Raw genomic sequence first — 17,941 nt, forward strand, 5'->3', positions numbered from 1 at the left:
CTCCGGACGGATCCGGGGGGACCGCAAGTACCACGATCAGCAGGGAGCGCATGACGTGCGGCCGGTAGGCAGCAAGTACCTGCTCGAGGAGCCGCTGGGACGCGGCGCCACGGGCACCGTCTGGCGCGCCCGCCAGCGTGAGACCGCGGGCGCCGAGGCGGCCGTCGCCGGTCAGCCCGGCGAGACCGTGGCGATCAAGGTCCTCAAGGAGGAGCTCGCCAACGACGCGGATGTCGTGATGCGGTTCCTGCGCGAGCGCTCCGTCCTGCTGCGGCTGAGGCACGAGAACATCGTGCGCACCCGCGACCTGGTGGTGGAGGGCGATCTCCTCGCCCTCGTCATGGACCTGATCGACGGCCCCGACCTGCACCACTACCTCCGCGACAACGGCCCGCTCACCCCGGTCGCCGCCTCGCTGCTCACCGCGCAGATCGCGGACGCGCTCGCCGCCAGCCACGCCGACGGCGTCGTCCACCGTGACCTGAAGCCCGCCAACGTGCTGCTCGACGAGCGCGACGGCCAGATGCATCCGATGCTCACCGACTTCGGCATCGCCCGTCTCGCCGACTCCCCGGGCCTGACCCGGACCCACGAGTTCGTCGGGACGCCGGCCTATGTGGCGCCCGAGTCGGCAGAGGGCCGCCCGCAGACCTCCGCCGTCGACATCTACGGCGCCGGAATCCTGCTGTACGAGCTGCTCACCGGCCGTCCGCCGTTCGCCGGCGGCACCGCGCTCGAGGTCCTGCACCGGCACCTCAGCGAGGAGCCCCGCCGCCCCAGCACCGTCCCCGCCCCGCTGTGGACGGTGATAGAGCGCTGCCTGAGCAAGGACCCGGACCGCCGGCCCAGCGCCGAGAACCTCGCCCGTGCGCTGCGTACCGTCGCCGCGGGCATCGGCGTGCACGCGAACTCCGCGCAGATCGCGGCCGCCGACGGGGTGGGCGCCCTGCTCGCCCCCGACCCGGCGCCCACCGCCGTCCCGGAGGCGCCCGGCGCTGCCGACCCCACGCAGGTGCTGCCCAGCAACGCCGGCTCGTACGACCCGAACGGCTACGACCCCAACGCGGCCACCAGCGTCATGCAGCAGAACGCCGGGCCGGGCGGCGGTCACGCCGACCCGACCGCGGTCATGCCGCCCGTCCCGCCGCGCCCCGAGGGAGCACCGGAGCCCGACGGACCGCACCCGTGGCAGTCCCAGCTCCAGGCCGCCCGCGACCGCAACGATCAGACGCAGGTCCAGTACCTCGACCCCAGCCAGGACCCGCTGCGCCGCCGCCCCCAGCGCCAGCAGCCGCAGCAACAGCAGCAGCCGGGCCGCCAGCAGCAGTACCCCCAGCAACAACAGCCGCAGCCGCAGCAGTACCGCCAGCAGCCTCAGCAGCAGTACCAGCCCCAGCCGCAGCAGTACCAGCCGCAGCAGCAGCGCCAGCAGTACGCGCCGCCGCAGCAGCCTCAACAGCCCCAGCAGCCGGCCCAGCGCCCGCCCCGCGAGCCGAGGCAGCGCAGCGCCAGCCCGATGAAGATCCCCGGCCTCGGCTGCCTGAAGGGCTGCCTGTTCACGCTGGTGCTGCTCTTCGTCGCGAGCTGGCTGATCTGGGAGCTGACCCCGCTGAAGGACTGGATCGGCCAGGGACAGAGCTACTGGCACGCGATCACCGACGCCTTCGACACCGTCACCGGCTGGATCTCGAAGATCGGCGGCGACAGCGGCGGCAGCGGAACCTGACCGGACACCCGGACACCCGGACACCCGGACACCCGGACACGGACACCCGGACACCCGGGCAATCGGACACCTGGACGCCGGCCGGACTCTGTAGCTATATCGACTTCTGCGGACGAATTCCGCGGCAATTCGCCCGCAGAAGCGAAGGTTGGCGCCATCCAGGGCACGCAACCCCCCGATCGCCGCGTAGCTTTGTCGACCGGGGGTTGTTGAGCGACGGTCCATCGCCAGCCGCTGAGGGAGCAGTCTTGGCACGGAATATCGGCAGCCGGTACACCGCCCACCAGATTCTGGGGCGCGGCAGCGCCGGCACGGTGTGGCTCGGCGACGGCCCCGAGGGGCCCGTCGCCATCAAGCTGCTCCGCGAGGACCTCGCGTCCGACCAGGAACTCGTGGGCCGCTTCGTCCAGGAGCGCACAGCCCTGCTCGGTCTCGACCATCCGCACGTCGTCGCCGTCCGCGACCTCGTGGTGGACGGCAACGACCTGGCCCTGGTGATGAACCTGGTCCGCGGCACGGACCTGCGCACCCGGCTCGACCGCGAGCGCCGGCTGGCCCCCGAGGCCGCCGTCGCGATAGTCGCCGACGTCGCCGACGGCCTCGCCGCCGCGCACGCCGCCGGGGTGGTCCACCGCGACGTCAAGCCGGAGAACATCCTGCTCGACATGGAGGGCCCGCTCGGCCCCGGCAACTCCCACCCCGCACTCCTCACCGACTTCGGTGTGGCCAAGCTGATCGACACCCCGCGGCGCACCAAGGCCACCAAGATCATCGGTACGCCGGACTATCTGGCCCCCGAGATCGTGGAGGGCCTCCCGCCGCGCGCCGCCGTCGACATCTACGCCCTCGCGACCGTGCTGTACGAGCTCCTCGCGGGCTTCACGCCTTTCGGCGGCGGCCACCCCGGGGCCGTCCTGCGCCGCCATGTCACCGAGACCGTCGTCCCGCTGCCCGGCATCCCCGACGAGCTCTGGCAGCTGCTGGTCCAGTGCCTGGCCAAGGCCCCGGCCTCCCGGCTGCGCGCCTCCGAGCTGGCGGCGCGGCTGCGCGAGCAGCTCCCGCACCTGGCCGGCATACCGCCGCTGGACGTGGACGAGCCGGACGACGAGTCCGAGTCCGAACCGCACGGCCAGGCCTACGACGAGCAGCAGTACACCCCGGCGGCCGAGGAGCCCCGCCGCCGCGGCGCGGTCCCGCTGGTCCCCGGTTCCTCGCCCGACTCCAATCGGGACACCCACACGAGCATGCGTGTCCCGGCCCCCGACGAACTCTCGGGCGGCCCCCGCGGCACCGCCCGAGCTCCCCGCGCCCCGGGCAAACCCCGCCCCGGCTCGGCCCGCAACAAGTCGGCGGCCATCCGTAAGCGCCGCCTCACCCTGGGTGCCGCGGCCCTGGTGCTGGTCGCCGCGGTCGGCGTGGGCGGCTGGCTGGCGCTGGGCGGCGACGGCGCGGGAGCGACACCGCAGGACACGAAGAACTCGGCCCCCGCCGTCCCCTGACCCCGGACCTCCGGGAGGGGCGGCGGAGCCGTGATCCAGCGGTCCGAGGAATGCCCGCGCCGACAGCCGTTACGCTGGACCCGTGGCAGTCGTCGATATTTCCGAAGAGCTGAAGTCCCTCTCCTCGACCATGGGGTCGATCGAGGCCGTCCTGGACCTGGATGCGCTGAGGGGTGACATCGCCGTGCTCGAGGAGCAGGCTGCCGCTCCGTCCCTGTGGGACGACCCGGAGGCGGCGCAGAAGATCACCAGCAAGCTTTCGCACCTCCAGGCCGAGGTCCGCAAGACCGAGGCCCTGCGTGGCCGGATCGACGACCTCGAAGTCCTCTTCGAGCTCGCCGAGGACGAGGGCGACGCCGACGCGCTCGCCGAGGCCGAGTCCGAGCTGACGTCCGTCCGCAAGGCACTGGACGAGATGGAGGTCCGCACGCTCCTCTCCGGCGAGTACGACGCGCGCGAGGCCCTGGTCACCATCCGGGCCGAGGCCGGTGGCGTCGACGCCGCGGACTTCGCCGAGAAGCTCCAGCGCATGTACCTCCGCTGGGCCGAGCGGCACAACTACAAGACCGAGGTCTACGAGACGGCGTACGCGGAAGAGGCCGGCATCAAGTCGACCACCTTCACCGTCGAGGTCCCGTACGCCTACGGCACGCTCTCCGTCGAGCAGGGCACGCACCGGCTCGTCCGGATCTCCCCGTTCGACAACCAGGGCCGCCGCCAGACGTCCTTCGCGGGCGTCGAGGTGCTGCCCGTGGTCGAGCAGACCGACCACATCGAGATCGACGAGTCCGAACTGCGCGTCGACGTGTACCGCTCCTCGGGCCCCGGCGGTCAGGGCGTCAACACCACGGACTCCGCGGTGCGCCTGACCCACCTGGCGACCGGCATCGTCGTCTCCTGCCAGAACGAGCGCTCGCAGATCCAGAACAAGGCGTCCGCGATGAACGTCCTCCAGGCGAAGCTCCTTGAGCGCCGCCGCCAGGAGGAGCAGGCGAAGATGAACGCGCTCAAGGGTGACGGCGGCAACTCCTGGGGCAACCAGATGCGTTCGTACGTCCTGCACCCGTACCAGATGGTCAAGGACCTGCGTACGGACTTCGAGATGGGCAACCCGGAAGCGGTCTTCAACGGCGAGATCGACGGCTTCATCGAGGCCGGCATCCGCTGGCGCAAGCAGAGCGAGAAGTAGCGAGAAGCGGCGAGGTAGTCCCGCCGGACGGGACGTACGCGAGGAGGGGCGTCGGAGCCGCGGCTCCGACGCCCCTCCTCGCGTATCCGCTGGGCGGTCAGGAAGCAGCGCGGCCCAGGCACTGCTTCAGTTCGTCGACCTCGTAGTAGTAGCTGCCCTTCGCCACCGGCTCGCAGCCCTTCTTGAACGCGGTCTGCTTCTCGTTGTAGAGCATCCGCACCAGGTACTTGTTCCCCTTCCGGAACAGGTCCCACTGGATGTTCGTCGCCATGGACGCCACCGACTCACCGCGCCACGGGTTGTCGGCGTACGTGTACGGCCGGGCCTGCGACACGGGCTTCGTGCTGCCGGGCAGCCCCATGAGCGCGGCCAGCGGGATGATCTCCTCCGCGTGCGTGAAGCGCAGCTCCGCGCCCGCGTTGCCGGTTCCGTTCCGCTTGGCGTCGATCTTCGCGAAGAAGTCGTCGAGCAGGACGTTCGCCATCCTGTACGTGATGTCGCTGTCGGCGAAGCCCGGCCCCTTCTCGTAGAAGTCCTCGGCGTCGCTGAGGTAGGCGAACCACCGTGCGTCACGGGGGGCGAGGTAGCGCTTCATGTTCCAGTCGCCCTCGTCGGCCATGGCCGGAGCGATGCTGTAGAGGGCGTAGACCGCCTGCGCGGCCTCCACCTCGGTGCCGACCGAGTCGAACTCGCCCGCCGAGATCCGCTCGACGAACGCGGGCTTGAAGATCTTCTTCAGCACGTTGCGGGCAGCGGTGTGCGAGGCCGGCTGGTCGGTGATCGTGTCGAGGGTGGTGGCGAGCCGCTCGTCGTTGTCGACGTAGTCCCGGTACTCCGCGCTGTCGGCCGACTTGTGGAAGTAGAGCAGGTCGGCGTCGGTCCTGGCCGGGGTGATGAGCGGTGCCAGGGCCGGGTCGTTCTCGGCGAGGGCTTCGGCGAACAGGTCCCCGCTGTCGACGGCCCGGTCCTTGCCGGAGTTGACGACGTTGATCTGTTCGGAGTCCTTGGCGATCTGCCGGAAGAGCCCGGGAAGCCGCTTCTCCAGCCGTACGGCGGTGTCCTGGATCTCGCGTACGCCGCGCCCGCTGAGCTGTCCGTAGCCGATCGCGTCCATGGCGGCGAGCAACGACTTCGTCTCGTCGCCGAACCGCTCACCGTCGCGGGTCAACTGCCCCTCGCTCCTCGCCTTCTCCCACAGGGCCAGGATCAGGTCGCCGTCCTCGCTGTCGGATGCCGCGCGGGAGCCGTGGCGGGAGACGTTCTCGGTGAACACCGGAACGAAGCCCTTGGGGGCCTGCTGGTACGAGCGCGGGTCCTGCTGCGGCGCGTACGGGGTCTTGGTGGCGTAGGAGCCGGAGGAGCCCGACGTGGCCTGCGCCGGCAGTGCGGCCGGCAGCAGGGCGGACACGGTGAGCGTCAGGGAGAGTGCGGCGGTTCGCTTCTGCATGGGTTCACCGGGGTTCGGGACGACGGTTCGGGCGGACGCCCGCATCATGATCGTTCCGGATGAACCGGACATGGCCGCAGTGCGACGGGCAGGCGTCCGAAACGGGCCTGGGCCAAAGTGGAGTTGGTCGGGTGAGTTGCGTGGATGGCGTGGTGAGTGCGTCACAGTCGAGGCCCTGAATGAAGGTCAACTCTGCTCAAACCGGTGCACATTGCACAGAACGGCCTTGACGTAGTCCTTAACTCTGGACAGGGTGCTGGAGCAGCATGCGTATGTCTGGGACGGGTGTGATCGGGGGCGGGCGGCATGGCCACGGCACGACGTGGGCCGGCGCTCGGAGCAAACCCCGTTGGGCCGTGCCCCGCGTATGGCTGCTCCATTGACGAGAACAGCTACTGGGGGTAGCAGCACATGACGAAGAAGACGCGAGTCCGCGTCGCGCGGATAGCTGCGGGCGCGGTCATTGCCGCGGGTGCCTCGCTGACCGTCGCGGGTGCGGCGCAGGCCGTCGGCATTGGCGTCGACGTGGCCGGTATCGGTGTCAACGCCGAGGCCAACAAAGACGGTTTGAACATCGGCGTCAACGGCGAGGACGACGCCGCCGGTGGTGGCGACGCGGCTGCTGGTGGCGGCGACGCGGCTGCCGGTGGTGGCGACGCGGCCGGCGGCGCTGACGTGGCCGGTGGCGCCGATGTCGCCGGCGGTGCGGACGTAGCCGGTGGTGGCGACGCTGCTGTTGGTGGTGGCGATGCTGCTGTCGGTGGCGGTGACGCGGCTGTTGGTGGTGGCGATGCTGCCGTTGGTGGCGGTGACGCGGCTGTTGGTGGTGGCGATGCTGCCGTTGGTGGCGGTGACGCGGCTGTTGGTGGCGGTGACGCGGCTGTTGGTGGCGGTGACGCGGCTGTTGGTGGTGGCGATGCTGCCGTTGGTGGCGGTGACGCGGCTGTTGGTGGCGGTGACGCGGCTGTTGGTGGCGGTGACGCTGCCGTTGGTGGTGGCGACGCGGCTGCCGGTGGTGGCGACGCGGCTGCTGGTGGCGGTAACGCTGCTGCTGGTGGTGGCGAGGGGACCAACGGTTCCGCGACGAACGGTGGCTCCACCGGCGACACCGGTACCTGCACCGTCGACCTCGACGGTGCCGAGTGCGCCGACAACACCGACACCGACTCGGTCGGCAACCAGCCGGCCGAGCAGGGCAAGGGCAAGGACGAGCTCGCCGAGACCGGCGCCGCCGAGACCACGTTCCTGCTGATCGGCGCCGCGACGATGATCGCCGGAGGCATCGGCTTCCGGATCCTGCCGCGCCTGGTGAACGGCCGCACGACCGCCTGACCGGCAGTAGCGGAACACGTACACATCACACAGGGGCCCCGGACGCCGATCGGTGTCCGGGGCCCCTGTGCATGCGCCTGCGCCTGCGCGTACGAGGACGAAATGCTTTTGCCGACCCGGCAAAAAAGGACGGGTGGCCGGGCGGGTGGGCTAAACGGTCTGGTGCGCCAGCAGCGCCAGCGCGGCCAGCAGCACCACCATCAGGGCCACCAGCATCGCCGGGCTGATCCCCGCGAACGGGCCCTGCTCCTGCTCCTGCTGTTCCAGTCGCGCGCGGCTGGCCCGGCATACGGGGCAGCGCCCCTCGTTCACGGGCGCCGCACAGTTCGCGCACACCAATCGGTCATAGGTCATGCGCTTTCCTCCTCCCGCGCGGCGGAGCCGCACAAGCCTTCTCTCCGCACAACGCTCACGGAAACGCAACCGTTCCCCCTACCACTGTGCCAGCTCGCACGGCTTTCGGCTCGGCACGCCGGATACCTCCCGGTCCGTTCCGCTTCCGGCGGAGCCCGGGCCGCTGCCGTTTCACCGTAAATCACCCATCCCGGTACGCGCGCCTGCACGCGTGAGCCGGGTTCGCGTATGGTCACGCACACCTACTCCCGGCCGACCGTGGTGCATCCGTGATCCGATTCGACAACGTCTCCAAGACCTACCCGAAGCAGAGCCGTCCCGCTCTACGGGATGTGTCTCTCGATATCGAGAAGGGCGAGTTCGTCTTCCTGGTGGGCTCCTCCGGCTCCGGCAAGTCCACCTTCATGCGTCTCATCCTCCGCGAGGAGCGCGCCAGCCAGGGCATGGTCCACGTCCTCGGCAAGGACCTCGCGCGCATGTCCAACTGGAAGGTGCCGCACATGCGGCGCCAGCTGGGCACGGTGTTCCAGGACTTCCGGCTCCTTCCCAACAAGACCGTCGCGGAGAACGTGGCGTTCGCCCAGGAAGTGATCGGCAAGCCGCGCGGCGAGATCCGCAAGGCCGTCCCGCAGGTCCTCGACCTCGTCGGCCTCGGCGGCAAGGAGGACCGGATGCCCGGCGAGCTCTCCGGTGGTGAGCAGCAGCGCGTGGCGATCGCGCGGGCCTTCGTCAACCGGCCCATGCTGCTGATCGCGGACGAGCCGACCGGCAACCTCGACCCGCAGACCTCGGTCGGGATCATGAAGCTCCTGGACCGGATCAACCGGACCGGGACCACCGTGATCATGGCGACCCACGACCAGAACATCGTCGACCAGATGCGCAAACGCGTCATCGAGCTCGAGCAGGGCCGTCTCGTACGCGACCAGGCGCGCGGCGTCTACGGCTACCAGCACTGAGCACCCAGCACTGAAAGGACGCCATGCGCGCCCAGTTCGTCCTGTCGGAGATCGGCGTCGGCCTCCGTCGCAACCTCACGATGACCTTCGCCGTCGTCGTCTCCGTCGCCCTCTCGCTCGCCCTGTTCGGTGGCGCGCTGCTCATGCGCGAGCAGGTCAGCACGATGAAGGACTACTGGTACGACAAGGTCAACGTCTCCATCTACCTCTGTGGCAAGGGGGACGCGGAGACGGTGGTCCAGTGCGCCAAGGGTGCGGTCACCGAGCCGCAGAAGAAGGAGATCGAGGGCGATCTCAGGGATATGGACGTCGTCGAGACGGTGACGTACGAGTCCTCCGACCAGGCGTACAAGCACTACCAGGAGGAGTTCGGCGACTCCCCGATGGCGGGCAACATCACGCCGGACCAGATGCCGGAGTCCTTCCGCGTCAAGCTGCACGACCCGACGAAGTACAAGGTCGTCGCCACGGCCTTCGCCGGCCGTGACGGGGTGCAGTCGGTCCAGGACCAGAGAAGCATCCTGGACAACCTCTTCGGCCTGATGAACGGTATGAACGTCGCCGCGCTCTTCGTGATGGCGCTGATGCTCGTCATCGCGCTGATGCTGATCGTGAACACCGTCCGGGTGTCCGCGTTCAGCCGACGGCGGGAGACGGGCATCATGCGGCTCGTCGGCGCGTCGGGCTTCTACATCCAGATGCCGTTCATCATGGAGGCCGCGTTCGCCGGACTGATCGGCGGCGTGCTGGCCTGCGTCATGCTGCTGGCCGGGCGCTACTTCCTGATCGACGGCGGCCTCGCCCTCCAGGACAAGCTGAATCTGATCGACTTCATCGGCTGGGAGGCCGTCCTCACCAAGCTCCCGCTGGTCCTGGCGATCGGCTTGCTGATGCCCGCAGTTGCCGCTCTCTTCGCGCTGCGCAAGTACCTCAAGGTGTGACATGCGCCCCTTGGGGCGCGCGGCCAACGGGCCGTGCGCCGTCGGGGCGTTGTCCTAGACTCGGCGCCATGTCGGGCCCTGAGTACCGTTTCGGGCCCCGCGGCCTCTGCCGCGGGGCGGCCCTGACATTGGTCTTCGCGAGTGTGCTCGCCACGGCCGCCGCCACCGGTTCGCTACCGCGCGGGAGCGGGCGGAGCGCCGACATAGAGACCCGGTCCGTCGTCGCCTCCGCCGACCGCGACGCGGTGGCCGACGCGGCCGCCGAGGCGGTGGCCGACGGCAAGTCCGGTACGGAGGCGGCCGAGGAGGCCGTCAGCCGCAGCGGGGACCGCTGGGGTGCGGTCTACGACGAGCGGGAGTACCAGGAGTTCGAGCAGGCCCTCGACGGCTCGTACACGGGCGTCGGGATCGCGGCCAGGCGTTCCGACGACGGGCTGGTCGCGGTCGCCCGGGTCCAGCCGGGCGGCCCCGCCGACCGGGCCGGCATCCGGGCCGGTGATCTGCTGCGCACGGTCGACGGCCACCGGGTCGACAAGCGGCCGGTCTCCGACGTCGTGGCGCTGCTGCGGGGCGACCGCACCGGCGCGACCGCCGGGACCACCGTCGTACTGGGCGTCCAGCGGGGCTCCGTCACCCGGACCGAGACGCTGCGGAGGGCCCGTCTGGCCACCGAGACCGTCTCCGTGCGGCGGCTCGGACCGGACCGTTCCGATTCCTCCGCAGCTGTACTGATCGAGGTCGACTCGTTCACCAAAGGATCCGGCGCCGCGGTCCGTGACGCGGTCCGCGAGGCGCCGGCGGGCGCCGGTGTGCTGCTGGATCTGCGCGGCAACTCCGGCGGTCTGGTCACCGAGGCCGTCACCGCCGCCTCCGCCTTCCTGGACGGCGGCCTGGTCGCCACGTACGACGTGCACGGTGAGCAGCAGGCCCTGTACGCGGAGACGGGCGGCGACATCGAGCGCCCCCTCGTCGTCCTCATCGACGGCGGGACCATGAGCGCGGCCGAGCTCCTGACCGGCGCCCTGCAGGACCGGGGCCGGGCGGTCACGGTCGGTTCGCGCACCTTCGGCAAGGGGTCCGTCCAGATGCCGAGCAGGCTCGCGGGCGGTTCCGTCGCCGAGCTGACCGTGGGGCACTACAGCACTCCGGCGGGCCATGGCGTCGACGGCCGGGGGATCACCCCGGACCTCGCGGTGAGCGCGCGGGCCCAGCAGCGGGCCGAGACAGTATTGAGTGGCCTCGGGGGTGGGTCGTAGTGCGAAAATGGCCGCACTATGGCTAAGGAAAAAGACACCGGGCGCAAGATGGTCGCGCAGAACAAGAAGGCGCGCCACGACTACACCATCCTCGACACCTACGAGTGTGGCCTCGTCCTGATGGGCACCGAGGTCAAATCGCTGCGCATGGGCCGGGCCTCCCTGGTGGACGGCTTCGTGCAGATCGACGGCGGCGAGGCGTGGCTGCACAACATCCACGTCCCGGAGTACGTCCAGGGGACCTGGACCAACCACTCGGCCAAGCGCAAGCGCAAGCTGCTGATGCACCGGGCCGAGATCGACAAGCTGGAGTCGAAGTCGCAGGAGACCGGGCACACGATCGTGCCGCTCGCCCTGTACTTCACCAACGGCCGGGTCAAGGTCGAGATCGCGCTGGCGAAGGGCAAGAAGGAGTACGACAAGCGGCAGACCCTGCGGGAGAAGCAGGACACGAGGGAGACGAACCGTGCGATTTCGGCGGTCCGCCGCCGTCAGCGGAGCGCCTGAGCGCACCGCGCCAGTGGCTGCCGGCCGGTGCGGCAGGAATACGCTGGCATCGTCGTGCGTTGGTCACGTACGATGGCACTGCACCCCACGGGGTGTGCACCACCTTTGAAAAATCAACATGGGGATGATCGGTTTCGACAGCGGATGTCGAAGCAGGGGAAGCGAGTCGAGGAAGCGGCAATGATCTCGTAAACCATATGTCGCAAACAATAATCGCCAATTCCAAGCGCGATTCCTCCGCCTTCGCCCTCGCTGCCTAATTAGCAGCTAAGCGAAGACTCTGCGGAGTGTCAGCCCGGGGGTGATCCCGACCCGGATCCTGGCATCACTAAGGGATCTAAACTTCTAAGCCCGGTCACGGGGCCTGGAAGGAAATCAAACAGTGGCTGGGCCTGTCGGAGGCTTGTTCGTGTGACCTCCGGGGCCGAGAAAAGCGCAGCGAACTGCACTCGGAGAAGCCCTGGTTCCGCACCGTTGGACGCGGGTTCGATTCCCGCCATCTCCACAATTCCCATGTGAACGAGGACCCCGCTGCCACCGGCAGCGGGGTCCTCGTTTTTTTGTGGCCCGACGCATCGCGGGGGCCGCGGCCGGTGTCTGAGGGCGTGCGCCCCCGGCGCGCGATTATGTGCCGCGCTCCCATGCGTCGGGCGGCCCGGCCCGGACGGGGCAGTGCCCGCACCACGGTTCGAAAACAGATGTATCTCTCATGATGAACAACAGCCGGCTGCGGGGTCGGACCGTCGTCGGCGTGCGCTACATTCATGGCCCGGGTGCACTGTGGTAAGGGGCGCGTGGACAGGGTGGGGGCCCGGTCCGGCGGCGTACAGACGGTCAGTCGCGCGCACCCGATCCTGAGTGGGGGAAGTGCGTACAGCAGTGGAAACTTGGCGTGAAGGTGCCCGTGCGGGTCACACCCACGAGCCGAACGAAGTCACCATCCAGCTCGACGGACTGGGACGACAGCTCTCCGAGCTGCTCCCGGAACCCACCGCTCCGGATGGCTCCGAAGGCCCTGTCTTCGTCGACGAGAGCGGCCGGCGCAGCAAGTCGCTCCGGCGGCTCGGCTGGGTCCTGGCCGCGATCTGTCTCGGGTACGCGGTGACGCTCGTCGTCGCCCTGCTCGGAGGCAACTCCAGCGCACCCTTCCTGCCGCTCTCCGGCCAGGAGGAGCACCGCACGACGGAAGAGGTACAGACGCCGGCCACGCCGGGTCAGACCCCGGGAACCCAGGTGTCACCCGGTACGGCGCCCGGCACCTCGCCGTCCGCGACCCCGCAGTCCGGAGGGAGCACGGTCGTCCCCGCAGGCGCCGCCGCCGGTGCCGGAAGCTCCTCGTCGCCCGGTGCCGGATCGTCCGCCTCGGCCCCCGCCGCCTTCCCGTCCGCCCAGCATTCCGGAACGGGATCGAGCACCGCCGGCGACGAGCCGGGCGGCGAGACGTCCGCCTCGGCAGCGGCCGCCGAACCCTGGACACCGAGCGCCGATCCGGTGTCCACACCCCCGGACCCCGTGAGCTCGACCGCCAGCACACCGGATCCTCCTGTGCAAGAGCAAGAAGGCGCCAGCTGAATGACCACCCCCGCCCCGCGGGTCAGGCACAACCGTAAGAAGCAGACACGGCGGCGCAGACTTCCCATGCGCTACATGCTGCCGTTCATGCTCCTCGTTGCCCTGCTCGCCATGTTGATGCTGCGCGGCTACGTGCACAGCGAGATCCTCGCCGACCACCGGATCCAGCCACCGGCGGCCACCGACCAGGTGCCCGAGCAGGTGCTGGAGGGCGGTCCGGTCATCGACGCGCGCAGCGCCACCGAGCCCGCGAAGACGCTCCGGATCCCCGATCACCGGATCGTGCTGACCTTCGACGACGGCCCCGACCCGGTGTGGACCCCGCGCGTGCTCGACAAGCTCAAGGAGTACAACGCCCACGCCGTCTTCTTCGTCACCGGCACCATGGCCTCGCGCTACCCCGATCTGGTGGAGCGCATGGTCAAGGAGGGGCACGAGGTCGGGCTGCACACCTTCAACCACCCCGACCTCTCCTACCAGTCCACCAGCCGCATCGACTGGGAGCTGTCCCAGAACCAGCTGGTGCTGGCAGGCGCGGCCGGCATCCGCACCTCGCTGTTCCGGCCGCCCTACTCCTCGTTCGCCGACGCCATGGACGACAAGTCCTGGCCGGTCACCCAGTACGTCGGCAGCCGCGGCTACCTCACCGTCGTCAACAACACCGACAGCGAGGACTGGAAGCGGCCGGGCGTCGGCGTCATCAGCAAGAACGCCACCCCGAAGGGCGGCAAGGGTGCCATCGTCCTGATGCACGACTCGGGGGGCGACCGGTCCCAGACCGTGGCCGCGCTCGGCCACTTCCTGCCCAAGATGCAGGACAAGGGGTACGAGTTCGCCAACCTCACCGACGCGCTCGGCGCCCCCAGCGCACACACCCCGGTCACCGGGTACGCGCTCTGGAAGGGCAAGGCGTTCGTCTCCGCCGTGGAGGTCTCCGAGCACATCACCGATGTGCTGGTGGTCGGTCTCGCCGTCATCGGCGTGCTGGTCCTGGCCCGTTTCGGCCTGATGCTGCTGCTGTCCTTCGCGCACGCCCGCCGGGTCCGCAAGAGGGACTTCAACTGGGGCGAGCCGCTCACCCGCCCGGTGTCCGTCCTGGTGCCCGCGTACAACGAGAGCAAGTGCATCGCCAACACGGTCCGCTCGCTGGTGGCGAGCGACTACCCGCTCGAGGTCATCGTCATCGACGACGGCTCCACGGACGGCACCGCGGACCTCGTCGACAGGATGCGACTGCCGGGCGTCCGGGTGGTGCGCCAGCGCAACGCCGGGAAGCCCGCCGCCCTGAACAACGGCATCGCGCACGCCCGTCACGACATCATCGTGATGATGGACGGCGACACGGTCTTCGAGCCGTCCACCGTCCGCGAGCTGGTGCAGCCCTTCGCCGACCCCCGGGTCGGGGCCGTCGCCGGAAACGCCAAGGTCGGCAACCGTGACTCGCTGATCGGCGCCTGGCAGCACATCGAGTACGTGATGGGCTTCAACCTCGACCGCCGCATGTACGACATGCTGCGCTGCATGCCCACCATCCCCGGCGCGGTCGGGGCGTTCCGCCGCGACGCGCTGAACCGGATCGGCGGCATGAGCGAGGACACCCTCGCCGAGGACACCGACGTCACGATGGCCCTGCACCGGGACGGCTGGCGCGTCGTGTACGCGGAGAACGCCCGTGCCTGGACCGAGGCGCCGGAGTCCGTGCAACAGCTCTGGTCGCAGCGCTACCGGTGGTCGTACGGCACGATGCAGGCCATCTGGAAGCACCGCCGCTCGGTGATCGAACGCGGCCCGTCCGGCCGTTTCGGACGCGTCGGGCTGCCGTTCGTCGCCCTGTTCATGGTCGTCGCCCCGCTGCTCGCCCCGCTCATCGACGTCTTCCTGCTGTACGGGCTCGTCTTCGGCCCCACCGAGCAGACGGTCGTCGCCTGGCTCGGCGTCCTCGCGGTGCAGGCCGTCTGCGCCGCGTACGCCTTCCGGCTCGACCGGGAGCGCATGACCCATCTGCTCTCGCTGCCCCTCCAGCAGGTCCTCTACCGGCAGCTCATGTACGTGGTGCTGCTCCAGTCGTGGATCACCGCTCTCACCGGCGGCCGGCTCCGCTGGCAGAAGCTGCGCCGCACGGGGGCCGTGGAGGCGCCCCGTGCGATGCCGAGCCAGGGCCGGCGCAGCAACGACCGGAGGCCCGTCGCATGACCTACCCCTCGGCGTACCCGCAGCAGCCGCCCCGGGAGCCGCACACGGTGCCGTTCCCGGTGCAGCCGCAGCACGGGGCACCGCTGTCCGGGCCCACACCCTGGACACAGGTCCCCGCCCCCGCCCCCGCGCCGGAGCCGGAAGCCGCGCCGGCCGCCGCGACGAAGCCGGGCCGGGACCGCTATCTCGACCTGCTGCGTGCGGTGGCGCTCGTCCGCGTCGTCGTCTTCCACCTCTTCGGCTGGGCCTGGCTGACCGTCCTGTTCCCCTCCATGGGCGTCATGTTCGCCCTGGCCGGTTCGCTGATGGCCCGGTCGCTGGCGCGGCCCGCGTGGAGCGTCGTCCGCGGCCGGCTGCGGCGACTGCTTCCGCCGATGTGGGCGTTCCTCGCCGTCGTCGTACCGGTGGTCTTCCTGCTCGGCTGGAAGCCGGTCCGGGACGAGGGCATCTGGTGGTTCCTCAAGCTGGGCTGCTACCTGCTCCCGGTCGGTACGCCCCCCTTCCCGTGGGAGAACGGTTCCGAGGGCGGCTTCCTGGAGACCTCCTGGGCCGAGCAGGCGATGGGGCCGCTCTGGTACATCCGCGCGTACCTGTGGTTCGTCCTGGCCTCACCGCTTCTGCTGAAAGCCTTCCGCAGGCTTCCCTGGGTGACCCTGCTCGCCCCGATCGGTCTCACCGCCGTCATCGGCACCGGGCTGGTCACCGTGCCGGGCACGGCGGGGGAGGGGCTGGTCGACTTCGCCGTGTTCGGCTCGTGCTGGATTCTCGGCTTCGCGCACAACGACGGGCTGCTGCGGACCGTTCCGCGCTACCTCACGGTCTCCCTCGCGGCGTTCCTCATGGCCTTCGCGCTCTGGTGGGCCTCCGGGCACCTCACCGAGGAGGGCTGGAACCTCGACGAGATCCCGCTCGCCCAGGCCACCTGGTCGCTCGGCTTCTGCGTCATCCTCCTCCAGTACGCGCCCTCCTGGCGGCAGCTGCCGGGCCGGCTGGCCGGCTGGGACAGCCTGGTCACCCTGGCCAACAACCGGGCCGTGACCATCTACCTCTGGCACAACCTGCTGCTGATGGCCGCCTTCCCGCTCATCGACCAGCTGTGGAACGTGCCGTGGGTCGGCGACCACCTCGGCACCTACATCGACGCTTCGTACAACACTCTGGTGCTGATTCTCATCTGGCCCCTGATAGGACTGATGATCATCACCGTCGGGTGGGTCGAGGACGTCGCGGCCAAGCGCCCCCCGCGGCTCTGGCCCAACGGGCAGGGGCGCAAGCGCGGCGCGGAAGGCCGTGCGGCCGTCGTGCCGGAGGGTTCGCGCCGGCGCTGAACCACCGTCTCACCGGGCCGGCCCGGGCCCGGTGAGAGCAAGGTTGCGCACCGGTCACCTCACGGCACCACACCGAAACGCGCGCTCTCTAGGGTCGGTTCGGAGGATCAGGGTCGGATAGGCGGCGGCGTCTGGTGCGGCCCATCGCAAGGCGCCGGAGCGTCCTGATAGCGGAGCTATCCGGGCGTTTCGGTAACGCGGCGAGGTGCCGTACCAGGCGCCGCCGCCCCGGCCCTGATCCTCCGAACCGACCCTAGCGTCGGGGACAACACCCCGACCACCCGTGGAGGCGCGTCATGGCCGGCCGTTGGATCGAGCACTGGGAACCCGAGGACGAGACGTTCTGGCGGGAGAAGGGCGAGCGCATCGCCCGCAGGAACCTCTGGTTCTCCGTACTCTCCGAGCACATCGGGTTCTCGATCTGGACCCTGTGGTCGGTGATGGTCCTGTTCATGGGGCCGGAGTACGGGGTGGACCCCGCCGGGAAGTTCTTCCTGATCTCCACCGCGACGCTGGTCGGGGCCCTCGTGCGGGTGCCGTACACCTTCGCCGTCGCCCGGTTCGGTGGCCGGAACTGGACCGTGTTCAGCGCGTTCACCCTGCTGGTGCCGACGGTCGCCGCCTTCATGGTGATGGAGCCGGGGACCTCGTACACGACCTTCGTGGCCGTGGCCGCGCTGACCGGCATCGGCGGCGGCAACTTCGCCTCGTCGATGACGAACATCAACGCCTTCTTCCCGCTGCGCAAGAAGGGCTGGGCGCTCGGACTGAACGCGGGCGGCGGCAACATCGGGGTGCCCGTGGTGCAGCTCGCCGGGCTGCTCGTGATCGGGACCGCGGGCGCCATGCACCCGCGGATCGTGCTCGGCGCGTACATCCCGCTGATCGTCGTCGCCGGGCTGTGCGCCGCGTACTTCATGGACAACCTGGCACCCGTGCAGAACGACACCGGGGCCGCGAAGGACGCCGTGCGCGACCCGCACACCTGGATCATGGCGGTGCTCTACATCGGCACCTTCGGCTCGTTCATCGGCTACAGCTTCGCCTTCGGGCTCGTCCTGCAGACCCAGTTCGGCCGGACCCCGCTGCAGGCCGCCTCGCTCACCTTCGTCGGTCCGCTGCTGGGCTCGCTCATCAGGCCGGCCGGCGGCCTGCTGGCCGACCGGTACGGCGGCGCCCGGATCACCTTGGCGAACTTCGCCGCCATGGCCGTCGCGACCGGCGTGGTCGTATACGCCTCCGGCATCGAATCGCTCACCGTGTTCCTCGTCGGCTTCACCGCCCTGTTCGTCCTCACGGGGCTCGGCAACGGATCGACGTACAAGATGATCCCGGGCATCTTCCACGCCAAGGCGATCGCCCAGGGGCTGCGCGGCGAGGAGGCGGCGGCCCGGGGGCGGCGGCTGTCCGGGGCGGCGATGGGGCTCATCGGCGCGGTCGGGGCGCTCGGGGGGCTCGCCATCAACCTCGCCTTCCGGCAGTCCTTCCAGACCTCGGGCTCCGGAACGGCGGCCTTCTGGTCCTTCCTCGTCTTCTACGGGGTGTGCTTCGCGCTCACCTGGGCGGTATACCTTCGCCGCACCGCGGCCGTCCCGGCGAAGCCCCAGCTCAGCTACGCCGAAGTGTGATGATGACCTA

General features: G+C 69.9%; 14 protein-coding genes and 1 other RNA gene. 13 read left to right on the plus strand and 2 right to left on the minus strand.

All coding sequences use genetic code 11. From position 1 onward, the window contains the following. Positions 1-55: 55 nt before the first annotated feature. From ACIBJG_RS20075 to prfB, 3 genes are all read left to right on the plus strand, one after another. Positions 56-1,726 (plus strand): protein kinase, encoded by a 1,671-nt coding sequence (locus ACIBJG_RS20075; RefSeq protein ID WP_399308953.1) that lies wholly within the window; start codon positions 56-58, stop codon positions 1,724-1,726. Positions 1,727-1,974: 248 nt separating this feature from the next. Then, complete coding sequence (locus ACIBJG_RS20080) at positions 1,975-3,225, plus strand: serine/threonine-protein kinase (protein WP_399308955.1); 1,251 nt, start codon at positions 1,975-1,977, stop codon at positions 3,223-3,225. 82 nt (positions 3,226-3,307) lie between these two features. Beyond that, positions 3,308-4,414, plus strand: coding sequence for a peptide chain release factor 2 (gene prfB, locus ACIBJG_RS20085; RefSeq protein WP_399308957.1), 1,107 nt, complete (start codon positions 3,308-3,310; stop codon positions 4,412-4,414). A gap of 97 nt (positions 4,415-4,511) precedes the next feature. Here prfB and ACIBJG_RS20090 read toward each other — a convergent pair whose 3' ends face one another. Next, positions 4,512-5,861 carry a histidine-type phosphatase gene (locus tag ACIBJG_RS20090; protein WP_399308959.1) on the minus strand — a complete coding sequence of 450 codons (1,350 nt, stop codon included), beginning with the start codon at positions 5,859-5,861 and terminating at the stop codon, positions 4,512-4,514. Between the two features lie 411 nt (positions 5,862-6,272). Here ACIBJG_RS20090 and ACIBJG_RS20095 point away from each other — a divergent pair, with 411 nt between their 5' ends. After that, on the plus strand, positions 6,273-7,193 hold the full coding sequence (locus tag ACIBJG_RS20095; RefSeq protein ID WP_399308961.1) for a hypothetical protein: 921 nt from the start codon (positions 6,273-6,275) through the stop codon (positions 7,191-7,193). Positions 7,194-7,343: 150 nt separating this feature from the next. On the opposite strand, the gene ACIBJG_RS20100 is transcribed toward ACIBJG_RS20095, so the two are convergent. Continuing rightward, the gene (locus ACIBJG_RS20100) at positions 7,344-7,547 is read right to left on the minus strand and encodes a hypothetical protein (RefSeq protein WP_399308963.1); all 204 of its coding nucleotides are present in this window, start codon (positions 7,545-7,547) and stop codon (positions 7,344-7,346) included. Positions 7,548-7,816: 269 nt separating this feature from the next. Here ACIBJG_RS20100 and ftsE point away from each other — a divergent pair, with 269 nt between their 5' ends. The 9 genes from ftsE (at position 7,817) to ACIBJG_RS20145 (ending at position 17,931) form a co-directional block, all read left to right on the plus strand. Then, a complete protein-coding gene (gene ftsE, locus ACIBJG_RS20105) occupies positions 7,817-8,506 on the plus strand; it encodes a cell division ATP-binding protein FtsE (protein WP_024489199.1) in 690 nt (229 codons plus the stop codon). A gap of 23 nt (positions 8,507-8,529) precedes the next feature. Further along, the gene (ftsX, locus tag ACIBJG_RS20110; protein ID WP_399308965.1) at positions 8,530-9,447 is read left to right on the plus strand and encodes a permease-like cell division protein FtsX; all 918 of its coding nucleotides are present in this window, start codon (positions 8,530-8,532) and stop codon (positions 9,445-9,447) included. 68 nt (positions 9,448-9,515) lie between these two features. Then, positions 9,516-10,703, plus strand: coding sequence for a S41 family peptidase (locus tag ACIBJG_RS20115; protein ID WP_399308967.1), 1,188 nt, complete (start codon positions 9,516-9,518; stop codon positions 10,701-10,703). An 18-nt stretch (positions 10,704-10,721) separates the two neighbouring features. Next, entirely contained in the window at positions 10,722-11,210 is a 489-nt protein-coding gene (smpB, locus tag ACIBJG_RS20120) for an SsrA-binding protein SmpB (protein WP_326736469.1), read from the plus strand. 120 nt (positions 11,211-11,330) lie between these two features. Continuing rightward, positions 11,331-11,718: a transfer-messenger RNA gene (ssrA, locus tag ACIBJG_RS20125) on the plus strand. Positions 11,719-12,089: 371 nt separating this feature from the next. Beyond that, entirely contained in the window at positions 12,090-12,782 is a 693-nt protein-coding gene (locus ACIBJG_RS20130) for a hypothetical protein (RefSeq protein WP_399308969.1), read from the plus strand. Further along, positions 12,783-14,975, plus strand: a complete 2,193-nt coding sequence (locus ACIBJG_RS20135; protein WP_399308971.1) for a glycosyltransferase — start codon at positions 12,783-12,785, stop codon at positions 14,973-14,975. Further along, positions 14,972-16,303, plus strand: coding sequence for an acyltransferase (locus ACIBJG_RS20140; RefSeq protein WP_399308972.1), 1,332 nt, complete (start codon positions 14,972-14,974; stop codon positions 16,301-16,303). The genes ACIBJG_RS20135 and ACIBJG_RS20140 overlap by 4 nt, the downstream gene beginning before the upstream one ends. Before the next feature lie 296 nt (positions 16,304-16,599). Beyond that, entirely contained in the window at positions 16,600-17,931 is a 1,332-nt protein-coding gene (locus ACIBJG_RS20145) for a nitrate/nitrite transporter (protein WP_399308974.1), read from the plus strand. Positions 17,932-17,941: the final 10 nt, after the last annotated feature.

It is taken from the genome of Streptomyces sp. NPDC050422 (assembly GCF_044458665.1).
GTDB lineage: Bacteria > Actinomycetota > Actinomycetes > Streptomycetales > Streptomycetaceae > Streptomyces.

Bases quoted from the DNA above. Each gene is read 5' to 3' on its own strand.
- ACIBJG_RS20090 (WP_399308959.1), bottom strand. From the start codon at position 5,861: ATGCAGAAGCGAACCGCCGCACTCTCCCTGACGCTCACCGTGTCCGCC.
- ACIBJG_RS20095 (WP_399308961.1), top strand. From the start codon at position 6,273: ATGACGAAGAAGACGCGAGTCCGCGTCGCGCGGATAGCTGCGGGCGCG.
- ACIBJG_RS20100 (WP_399308963.1), bottom strand. From the start codon at position 7,547: ATGACCTATGACCGATTGGTGTGCGCGAACTGTGCGGCGCCCGTGAAC.
- ftsX (WP_399308965.1), top strand. From the start codon at position 8,530: ATGCGCGCCCAGTTCGTCCTGTCGGAGATCGGCGTCGGCCTCCGTCGC.
- ACIBJG_RS20115 (WP_399308967.1), top strand. From the start codon at position 9,516: ATGTCGGGCCCTGAGTACCGTTTCGGGCCCCGCGGCCTCTGCCGCGGG.
- smpB (WP_326736469.1), top strand. From the start codon at position 10,722: ATGGCTAAGGAAAAAGACACCGGGCGCAAGATGGTCGCGCAGAACAAG.
- ACIBJG_RS20135 (WP_399308971.1), top strand. From the start codon at position 12,783: ATGACCACCCCCGCCCCGCGGGTCAGGCACAACCGTAAGAAGCAGACA.
- ACIBJG_RS20140 (WP_399308972.1), top strand. From the start codon at position 14,972: ATGACCTACCCCTCGGCGTACCCGCAGCAGCCGCCCCGGGAGCCGCAC.
- ACIBJG_RS20145 (WP_399308974.1), top strand. From the start codon at position 16,600: ATGGCCGGCCGTTGGATCGAGCACTGGGAACCCGAGGACGAGACGTTC.